Origin of the sequence: Kitasatospora sp. NPDC001603 (assembly GCF_040298365.1) — a bacterium.
Lineage (GTDB): Bacteria > Actinomycetota > Actinomycetes > Streptomycetales > Streptomycetaceae > Kitasatospora.
Genome location: NZ_JBEPAA010000034.1, coordinates 82,860 through 92,132 on the forward strand (window position 1 = coordinate 82,860; position 9,273 = coordinate 92,132).

The window sequence follows — 9,273 nt, forward strand, 5'->3', positions numbered from 1 at the left end:
GGTCTCTCCTCTCAGATGGCGGCCGGGCCGGCGGCCCGGGCGGCCACCATCAGCTGCCCGAGCGCCAGCCCTCCGTCGTTGGGCGGCACCCGGCGGTGCCGCAACACGGTGAATCCGTCCGCCCGCAGGCCCTCCGCGCAGGCCGAGGACAGCAGCGCGTTGGCGAAGACCCCGCCGGTCAGCGCGACCGTCCCGGTCCCGTGCTCCTCCCGGGCCACCGCGCAGACCCGGCGGACCAGCCCCGCGACCGCGTCGTGGAAGCGCGCCGCGATCAGGCCGGCCGGGGCGCCGGCGGCCAGGTCGGCCACCACCGCGGCCAGCACCGGCGCCGGGTCGGCGACCAGCGTCCCGTCCACCGGCCGCAGCCCGAAGGCGTAGGCCCCCTCGGCCGGGCCGTGCGCCAGCGCCGCGCCCTCCAGCTCGATCGCCGCCTGCGCCTCGTACTCGACCCGCTGGCAGATCCCGGCGAGGGCGGACACCGCGTCGAACAGCCGCCCCATGCTGGAGGTCGGCGCACAGTTCAGCGAACGCTCCAACTGCCGCTTCAGTACCCGCCGTTCGTTCTCCGGGCAGGCCAGGACGGGTGGCAGCTCGGGCGCCCACGGGAGCCCGGCCGCGAACAGCTGGGCGAGCGCCGTCCGGTAGGGCCGCGCCACCGCCGCGTCCCCGCCCGGCAGCGGGACATAGACGAGGTGGGCGAGGCGGCGGTAGCCGTCGTAGTCGGCCAGCAGGACCTCGCCGCCCCACACCGCACCGTCGTCACCGAAGCCGGTGCCGTCGAAGGCGACCCCCAGGACGGGCCGGCCGCCGTCGAGTCCGTGTTCGGCCATCACCGAGGCGACGTGGGCGTGGTGGTGCTGCACCGCCCGCACCTCCCGCCCGCCGGCGGTGCTCCGGGCGTGCCGCACGGACCGGTAGCCGGGGTGGCGGTCCACTGCCACCAGCTCGGGCCGGACGCCGGTGACCGCGCCGAGATGGGCCACCGCCCGGTCGAAGGCCTCCAGGGTGGCGAGGTCGTCCATGTCCCCGATGTGGCCGGACAGCCAGGCGTAGCCGTCCTGGGCCAGCGCGAAGGTGTTCTTGAGGTCGCCGCCGACGGCCAGCACGGGCCGGACGGGGGCCGGGAGCGGCAGCGGCAGCGGCGCGTGGCCGCGCGAGCGCCGGATCGGCAGCTGCTCGCCGTCCACCACCCGCACCACCGAGTCCTCGCACGGGACGTGGATCGGCCGGTCGTGCGTCAGCCAGGCGTCGACCAGCGGCGCGAGCCGGGCGAACGCGTCCCGGTCCTCCGTCACGACCGGTTCGCCGGAGAGGTTGGCGCTGGTCATCACGAGCAGCCCGGGGCCGGGCGGGGCGATCAGCAGCTGGTGCAGGGGGGTGTAGGGGAGCATCACCCCGAGGTCGGGGCTGCGCGGCGCCACCGCCTCCAGCGCCGCCGGCAGCGGCCCCAGGCGGCGTAGCAGGACGATCGGCCGGACGGCGCCGGTGAGCAGTTCCTCCTCGACCGGGTCGGGGCGGAGCAGCGGCGCGATCTCGGCGAGGTCGCGCGCCATCAGCGCGAAGGGCTTGGCGCCGCGCCGCTTGCGCCGGCGCAGCCGCGCCACGCTCCGCTCGTTCAGCGCGTCGCAGGCCAGGTGGTAGCCGCCGATGCCCTTGACGGCCAGGATCGCGCCGTCGGCGAGCAGCCGCCGGGCCTCGGTGAGCGCCGCCTCGCCGTCGAGCGACGGCAGCCCGGGCACGACCAGGGCGAGCCTCGGTCCGCACGCGTGGCAGCAGAGCGGCTGGGCGTGGAAGCGCCGGTCGGCCGGGTCGGTGTACTCCCGCTCGCAGTCCGGGCAGAGCGGGAAGCCGGCCATCGTGGTGTTGGCCCGGTCGTACGGCAGACCGGTCACGATGGTGTGCCGGGGGCCGCAGTTGGTGCAGCTGATGAACGGGTGCCGGTAGCGGCGGTCGCCGGGGTCGGCGAGTTCGGCGAGGCAGTCCGCGCAGGTCGCGGTGTCGGGCGGGATCAGTGTGCGGCGGGTGCCGTCGGTCCTGGAGGGGGTGATGGCGAACCCGGCCGCGCCGGTGAGGGCCAGCGCCTCGTGCTCGACCGAGGCGACCCGCGCCAGCGGCGGCGCGTCGGTGGCGACCCGGCGGCAGAACGCGTCCACCGACTCCGGCGGCCCCTCGACCTCGGCCAGCACGCCGTCCCCGGTGTTGGTGACGGTGCCGGCCAGGCCGAGCTCGGCGGCGAGCGTGAAGACGAACGGCCGGAACCCGACGCCCTGGACGAGGCCGCGGACGGCGACCCGGCGCCGCTGCGGCCCGGCCGCCGGCCGACCGGCCGTCACGGCCGTTCCGCCACCGGGGCGTGCGGATGCGCGTGCGCGCCGTCGTCCCCGTGGTGGTGCCCCTCACCCGGCCCGTGCGCGTGCGGGTGCCCGGGGGAGTGCCCGTGCCCCGGGGCGCCGGCCATCACCGGCCGGTGGGCCTCGGCGCCGTCCAGCACCGCGAGCGCCCGGTCCAGCAGCACCCCTGCCCCCTGCCCGGTCCGGACGGAGGTGAACAGCACCTCCACTCCCGGGTTGACGCGCGCGACGCTCGCCAGGAACGCGGCCTCGTCGAACTCCGCCGCCGCCGCGAGGTCGGCCTTGGTCACCAGCACCAGGTTCGCCAGCCCGAAGGCCGTCGGGTACTTGAGCGGCTTGTCCTCGCCCTCCGTGACGGAGGCGAGCACCACCCGCAGGGATTCGCCGAGGTCGTAGGAGGCCGGGCAGACCAGGTTGCCGACGTTCTCGACGAAGAGCAGCCGGGTGTCCGGCGGCAGCCAGCCCGCCAGGTGCTCGCGGAGCATCGCCGTCTCCAGGTGGCACAGCCCGTCGGTGAGCACCTGCTTCACCGGCGCGCCCGAACGGGCCAGCCGCCGGGCGTCGTTCTCGGTGGCGAGGTCCGCGGTGAGCGCGGCCACCGGCACGCCGCGGGCCCGGGCCAGCCCGAGTTCGGCCTCCAGCAGTGCCGTCTTCCCGCTACCGGGGCTGGACAGCAGGTTCACCACGACGGTGCCGCGCGCGGCGAGTTCGGCGCGCAGCTCGCGGGCGCCGTCGTCGTTGCGGGCGAGGACCGCCTGCCGGAGTTCCACCGTGCGACACATCGGTTTCAGCCTTCCTGGTCGGCCGACGCACCCACCGGGCGCTCGGCCCACTGGACGCCGAGGATCTGCAACTCCCGGCCCGCGAGCAGCTCGACCCGGGCGCCGCCACAGCGCGGACACCCGAGGTCGGGCGGCATGCCCACGGCCCACTCGACGCCGCACGGGGTGCACCTGGCACGCGCCGCGACGGCCTCGGTCTCCAGCTTCGCGCCCTCCACCAGCGTTCCGGCGCAGGCCAGTTCGAAGCAGAAGTCCAGCGCGGAGGGCACCACCCCGGCGAGTTCGCCGACCTGGAGGCGCACCGTCTCCACCGCGACCGCCCCGTGCTGCCGGGCTGCCGCGTCCACCTGCTCGACGACGGCCGTCGCGATCGACATCTCGTGCATCGGGCCCACTCCCTCCCCTCGCCGGAGGCGACAGGCTTCATTACAAGGGCGCGGTGGCGGCCTCGGCCGCAGCCGCGCCGCCACCGCGCCCGGAGTACACCGTTCGCCGCAATCGGGCCTCACATCCGCAGGATCCGCAGGTAGCGCTTCAGGTCGGGCAGGCTCTGCCAGAGCAGGGCCACGACCGCGGCCGCGCCGGCCGCGCACAGCAGGTTCTTCAGCATGGTGATGACGCCTCTCTCTGCGCCTGCGCGTCCGATCCGACGATCCGCAGGACCACTTCGACCGCCTCCTCGACGGCTGCGGCCACCGGGGCACTGAGCCCGATGCCCTCCTCCAGTGACTCCGGCTCGCACCCCACCACGAGCACCCGCTCGGGCGCGGATCCGCCCGTCCCGGCGGCCAGCGTGGCGAGCAGCGCGAGCACGGCGTCCGGCCCCATCCGGTGCCCGTCCATGACGGGCGCCTCCACCGGGCCGGCGTCCGCCTCGATCAGGTACACCGTGCCCGGCTCGCCTCCGCGCGCGGTGGCGTCGACCAGCACGAGCGTCCGGTAGCCGTCCAGCAGCTGGTAGGCCAGGTGCACTCCGCGCACCCCGATGTCCACCAGCTCGACGTCGGCCGGCAGCGGGTGCCCGGCCAGCCGCCGGACCGTCTCCACCCCGAACCCGTCGTCACCGAGGAAGATGTTGCCCACCCCGGCCACCAGCACCCGGCCCGTGCTCACGACTCCTCCAGCGGGGTGACCTCGTCCGGCTGGAAGTACCGGAACCGGCCCTGGGCGCGCCACAGGTCCGCGCCCGGGTCGTCCTCGACCGTGACGGCGAGGTGCACCGAGCCGTCGACGTCGTGCAGCACGGCCTCGACCACGGCGGTCCGCCCGTGCAGGAAGAGGTCCTGGGCGTCGGTGCGCCGCCGGCCGGGCCGGAGCAGGACGCGGCTGCCGGCCCCGACCTCGCGGCCGTCGACCACCACCCGGTCCCGGTCCGGGTCCACCTCCGGGTCGTTGCCCGGGTCCCACCAGGGCTGCTCGGCGGTCGACCCGGTGATCTCGCGCAGGCCCCGGACGGCGCCGTGCAGCCGCTCCAGGACCTCCGGGGGCATCGACTCGGCGAGGTCGATCACGGCGCCCGCCCGCTCGTCCGTGCCCCGGGCCTCGCGCTTCTCGCGCTCGGTCAGCGCCGCCGTCCGCAGGGCGAGGATCTCGTCGATCTCGGTCGCGTCGTAGAGCGCGCCGAGGCTCTCCGGGGCGACCAGCGGATGGTCCTCCAGGATGATCGGCGAGGAGAGCAGCACCTGGTCGCGCCCGGGCGGGCCGGCCAGCACCGGCCAGGTGTGCTCGTTGCGGCACTCGGCCACGGCCGCCTTCGCCCATTCGGGCGGGTCCGTCACGGACAGGAAGGTGCCCCGGTCGAGGCCGAGCAGCAGGTGCGCCGAGACCAGCGCGCGGGGCAGCGCCGCCTCCCGCCGGTCGCCCGGCCCGGGCTGCCACGGCGCGGTGTTCTCCACCACGACCGCGAGCCTGCGCACCTCGTACGGTCCGGGGACGTCCCGGGCGGTCAGCCGCAGGACGCCGTCGGCCTGTTCGCGCCGGCGCAGCAGCCGGCCGACCGTCACGCCGTCCTCGCGGAGCAGTTCCAGCTCCTCGCAGGCCGGCAGCCGGAACGGCCGGACGACCCCGTCGCCGGCCAGCTCGTCGACGGGGAGGACGAGTTCCACGCGCTCCTCGACGCCCTCGTCCCACGGGACGAGCACCCGGTCGGCCAGCTCCAGCTCGTCGACCGGCTCGAAGCCGCCGCCGGGGGTGGCGCGCTGGACGGTCCGCCGCTGCGCGCGGAGGAACCGCAGCTCCACCGCCAGCCGGTCGCCGGGGCGCGGCTCGATCAGGCACTCGGTGCGCTGGTGGGAGTGCTCGCCGCTGTCCTCGCCGTAGCCGGGCGGGACGAGGACGCCGAACTGCCAGCGCAGCCGGTTCTTGGCCGCCGAGGCCCGGTAGGGGTAGAGCACGTAGCCCTCGAGGAGGACGGCGTCGGCGATCTGCCGGGCCTGCGCGAACCGGCTCTCGGTCTCGGCCGTGAAGGCGTTCGCGTTCACCGGGCGACCTCCTCGGTCCGGACCGCGTCGAGCAGCTCGCGCACGGTCGCGTCCCAGGACGGCAGGGCCCGCCGGGAGCGGTAGGCGAGCAGTTCCGCCATCAGTTCGGCCGGCAGCCGCAGCCACCCGCAGCCCGGGAAGTGCTGCTCGATCATCTCCCGCCACACCCGCACGGGCATCCGCACCGTCGCCTCCCGGTCCCAGGGCACCGGGGCCACCTGGAAGCCGCCCGGGCCGGTGAACGCGGTGCCGGAGAAGAGCAGCAGCAGCGGGACGTCGCCGCCGTCCAGCGCCGCGAGGTAGCGGGCGGAGGCCACGTCCATGTCGTAGGTGCACGGGACGGGCAGGTCCACCTCGGTCTCCCCGGTGAAGCCGGGCACCATCAGCGGCACCTGGGCGAACTGCACCGGGTGCAGCGTGCCGCCCCAGCGGGAGCGCTCGCCGAACAGGTCGGTCAGCCGCTCGCCCTCGGCCTCGCCGTAGGAGCGCCGCGCGGGTTCGATCCGCAGCTGGCAGCGGAGCGCCAGGGCGTGCACCCTGGTCCCTTCGGGGGCGGTGATCCGCAGCCGCAGGACCAGCGTCGGCCCGGCCGCGTGGGGGTCGGGCCGCACGCCGGTGCAGGCGAAGGACAGCGCGGTCACGAGGCCCCCTCCGGTTGGAGCGCGCGGGCCCGGGCGGCCACCCGGGCGAAGAAGGCGTCGAGTTCGGCCCGGGCCTCGGCCCCGCCGTCGAAGCCCTTCCAGCACCGCCGCAGCCGGCCGACCAGCTCGTAGCAGACGTCGATCGGCACCAGGAAGCACTGGACCGGGCTCGCCGCCGGGTGCCGCAGCAGCAACGCCTCGACGTCGGGCTCCAGTTCGGCGGCGAGCCGGCTCGCGCCGAGCGCGGCCCGCCAGTCGGCCTCGTCCGGTTCGCTCTCGGTCGCACCGCCCGGGCCGGGGTAGAGCAGCACCAGCCGGTCCTGCCGGGCGTTGCGGAACAGGAACGCCGTCTCGACCGGGATGCCGAGCGCCGCCCACTGCTCCTCGCCGAACCGGTGGTCCGACTCGGCGAGGTAGCGGTCGGGCACGCCGCGGTAGCGGCCGCCGGCCGCGCCGGGCTGCTGGAACAGCAGCCCGCAGGCCGTGCAGACACAGGTGAGGGACTGCTCCTCGGTGTCCACCAGGTGCCGGTGCTCCCGCGGGAGCTGCTGGCCGCAGAAGGCGCAGCGCTCCGGCTGCGGGGGTGCGGGCTCGCGCAGCCGGCGCAGCAGGGCGGCGCCGGGGCGGGAGAGCTGACGGGCGCTCACCGCACCTCCGCCGAGGCCGGCGGCCGGGTGCCGATCTGCAGCAGCTGCGGCGCGCGTTCCAGCTCCACGGCCGTCACCTCGGGGGCGTGACAGGCCAGCACGGCCTCGACGTCCTGCTCCCCGCAGCCGCAGCCGCTCCTGGTCCGGCGCAGCCGCAGCGTGCCGGTCGCGGGGTCGAAGCCGAGCAGTTCGACCGGCTCGGGCAGCGCGGCGAGCGCGCGGGCGATCCGGGCGGTGACGTCCTCGGGGTGCAGGTCGTGCAGGACGAGCAGCCCGGCCACCGCCTGGTCGTCCAGCAGCTGCCGCAGCGTCTGCGGCGGCAGGGCCCGGACGAGCCGGGTGAGGCCGTCCCCGTAGAAGGCCATCAGCTCGCGGACCAGCTGCTCGCCGGCCCCCTGCCCGTCGCCGCCGGCCAGCTGGTCCAGCGCCTCCTGGATCCGCAGCCCGGTCTCCTCCGCCGTCATGCGGTGAGCCCGCTCAGGCCCGTGGGCACGTGCATCTTCTGCACGGTCCGGCCGCCGCCGACGTACATGTGGACGCCGCAGGGCAGACAGGGGTCGAAGCTGCGCACGGCCCGCATGATGTCGATGCCCTTGAAGTTCTCCGGCGAGTTCTCCTCGAAGATCGGCGTGTTCTGCACCGCGTCCTCGTACGGGCCGGGCGTGCCGTAGCTGTCGCGGACGCTGGCGTTCCACGGCGTCGGCGGGTACGGGTGGTAGTTGGCGATCTTGCCGTCGCGGATCACCATGTGGTGTGACAGCACGCCGCGCACGGCCTCGGTGAAGCCGCAGCCGATCGACTCGTCCGGCACCTCGAAGCGCTCCCAGGTCTGGCTGCGCCCGGCCCGGACCTCGGCGAGGGCCTTCTCCGCGAAGTGCAGGGCCGCCGCGGCCGCGTAGGCCTGGAAGTAGGTCCGGGCGCGGTTGCGCTCGATGGCGTTGCTCCAGCGCGGGATCTTCCACTCGAAGGTGGTCTCCGGCTTGGTCATCGAGCGCGGCAGGTTGATCTGCACGCTGTGGCCGGTGGCCTTGATGTAGCCGATGTCGACCAGCCCGGAGAGCGCGGTGGACCAGAGGCGGGCGATCGGGCCGCCGCCGGTGTCGAGCGCGAGGTGGTCCTTGCCGTCGAACCAGCGGGGGGACATCACCCAGCTGTACTTGTCGTCGAAGTCGCGCTTCTGCGGGGCGGGGACGGTGTGCTGGTTCCAGGGGTGCCTGGGGTCGACCGGGTTGCCCAGCGGGTCGTGGGTGACGAAGAGCTCCTTGCCCTCCCAGTCCTCGTAGTAGGAGCTGCCGAGCAGGATGCGGATGCCGAGGTTGATCTCGGTCAGGTCGTTGGTGACCAGCTTGCCGTCGACGACCACGCCCGGGGTGACGAACATCTTCCGGCCCCAGTCGGTCATGTTCCGGTACGTGAAGTCGCAGTGGTCCGGGTCGTTGAGGCTCCCCCAGCAGCCGAGCAGGATGCGGCGCCGGCCGACCTCCTCGTAGCCGGGCAGCGCCTCGTAGAAGAAGTCGAAGAGGTCGTCGTGGAGCGGCACGACCTTCTTCATGAACTCCACGTACCGCATCAGCCGGGTCAGGTAGTCGGTGAAGAGCTGGACCGTCGCCACCGTGCCGACGCCGCCCGGGTAGAGCGTGGAGGGGTGCACGTGGCGGCCCTCCATCAGGCAGAACATCTCCCGGGTGTAGCGGCTGACCTGCAGCGCCTCGCGGTAGAACTCGCCCTCGATCGGGTTGAGCGAGCGCATGATGTCGGCGATCGTCCGGTACCCGTGGTCGCCGGCGTGCGGGGCCGCGGTGCGCTCGGCCAGCTCCAGGACGCCGGGGTTGGTCTCGCGGACCATCTTCTCGCAGTAGTCCACCCCGACCAGGTTCTCCTGGAAGATGTTGTGGTCGAACATGTACTCGGCGGCCTCGCCGAGGTTGATGATCCACTCACCGAGGTGCGGCGGCTTCACCCCGTACGCCATGTTCTGCGCGTAGACGGAGCAGGTGGCGTGGTTGTCGCCGCAGATGCCGCAGATGCGGCTGGTGATGAAGTGCGCGTCGCGCGGATCCTTGCCCCGCATGAAGACGCTGTAGCCGCGGAAGACCGACGAGGTGCTGTAGCACTCCGCCACCTTCTTCTGCTTGAAGTCGATCTTCGTGTGGATGCCGAGGCTGCCCACGATCCGGGTGATCGGGTCCCAGGACATCTCCACCAGGCCGCTGCCGTCGCCGGCTGCCTTCGTCGTCGGTGCCATCGTGTCTGTCGTGCCCTTCTGGAAGCGGGGAGGGTCAGCGGCGGAGCGGGGGGGGCCCCCGGGGGGGGGGGGGCCCCCCCGGGGGCCCCGGGGCGGGGGGGGGGGGGGGGCGGGGGGGCGCCCCGGG

10 protein-coding genes are annotated in these 9,273 nt (G+C 74.7%); all 10 read right to left on the reverse strand.

Translation table 11 applies throughout. The features are described from left to right. Window positions 1-11: 11 nt before the first annotated feature. The 10 genes from hypF to ABT263_RS21905 all read right to left on the reverse strand — a co-directional run bounded on the left by hypF (window position 12) and on the right by ABT263_RS21905 (window position 9,146). Window positions 12-2,333 carry a carbamoyltransferase HypF gene (gene hypF / locus ABT263_RS21865; RefSeq protein ID WP_352292382.1) on the reverse strand — a complete coding sequence of 774 codons (2,322 nt, stop codon included), beginning with the start codon at window positions 2,331-2,333 and terminating at the stop codon, window positions 12-14. After that, window positions 2,330-3,133 (reverse strand): hydrogenase nickel incorporation protein HypB, encoded by an 804-nt coding sequence (hypB, locus tag ABT263_RS21870; protein ID WP_352292384.1) that lies wholly within the window; start codon window positions 3,131-3,133, stop codon window positions 2,330-2,332. The genes hypF and hypB overlap by 4 nt, the downstream gene beginning before the upstream one ends. A 5-nt stretch (window positions 3,134-3,138) precedes the next feature. After that, window positions 3,139-3,519 carry a hydrogenase maturation nickel metallochaperone HypA gene (hypA, locus tag ABT263_RS21875; protein WP_352292386.1) on the reverse strand — a complete coding sequence of 127 codons (381 nt, stop codon included), beginning with the start codon at window positions 3,517-3,519 and terminating at the stop codon, window positions 3,139-3,141. Window positions 3,520-3,638: 119 nt separating this feature from the next. Then, window positions 3,639-3,743 (reverse strand): DUF6893 family small protein, encoded by a 105-nt coding sequence (locus ABT263_RS38935; RefSeq protein WP_502885840.1) that lies wholly within the window; start codon window positions 3,741-3,743, stop codon window positions 3,639-3,641. After that, the gene (locus tag ABT263_RS21880) at window positions 3,737-4,246 is read right to left on the reverse strand and encodes a hydrogenase maturation protease (protein WP_352292387.1); all 510 of its coding nucleotides are present in this window, start codon (window positions 4,244-4,246) and stop codon (window positions 3,737-3,739) included. Before ABT263_RS21880 ends, ABT263_RS38935 begins: the two co-directional genes overlap by 7 nt. Further along, the gene (locus ABT263_RS21885) at window positions 4,243-5,613 is read right to left on the reverse strand and encodes a hypothetical protein (RefSeq protein WP_352292389.1); all 1,371 of its coding nucleotides are present in this window, start codon (window positions 5,611-5,613) and stop codon (window positions 4,243-4,245) included. Before ABT263_RS21885 ends, ABT263_RS21880 begins: the two co-directional genes overlap by 4 nt. Further along, entirely contained in the window at window positions 5,610-6,254 is a 645-nt protein-coding gene (locus tag ABT263_RS21890) for a DUF6084 family protein (protein WP_352292391.1), read from the reverse strand. The genes ABT263_RS21885 and ABT263_RS21890 overlap by 4 nt, the downstream gene beginning before the upstream one ends. After that, complete coding sequence (locus ABT263_RS21895; RefSeq protein ID WP_352292393.1) at window positions 6,251-6,901, reverse strand: DUF5947 family protein; 651 nt, start codon at window positions 6,899-6,901, stop codon at window positions 6,251-6,253. The genes ABT263_RS21890 and ABT263_RS21895 overlap by 4 nt, the downstream gene beginning before the upstream one ends. After that, window positions 6,898-7,365: a NifU-related iron-sulfur-binding protein gene (locus ABT263_RS21900; RefSeq protein ID WP_352292395.1), complete on the reverse strand. Its 468-nt coding sequence runs from the start codon at window positions 7,363-7,365 to the stop codon at window positions 6,898-6,900. The genes ABT263_RS21895 and ABT263_RS21900 overlap by 4 nt, the downstream gene beginning before the upstream one ends. Continuing rightward, on the reverse strand, window positions 7,362-9,146 hold the full coding sequence (locus tag ABT263_RS21905) for a nickel-dependent hydrogenase large subunit (protein WP_329486183.1): 1,785 nt from the start codon (window positions 9,144-9,146) through the stop codon (window positions 7,362-7,364). The genes ABT263_RS21900 and ABT263_RS21905 overlap by 4 nt, the downstream gene beginning before the upstream one ends. Between the last annotated feature and the right edge of the window lie 127 nt (window positions 9,147-9,273).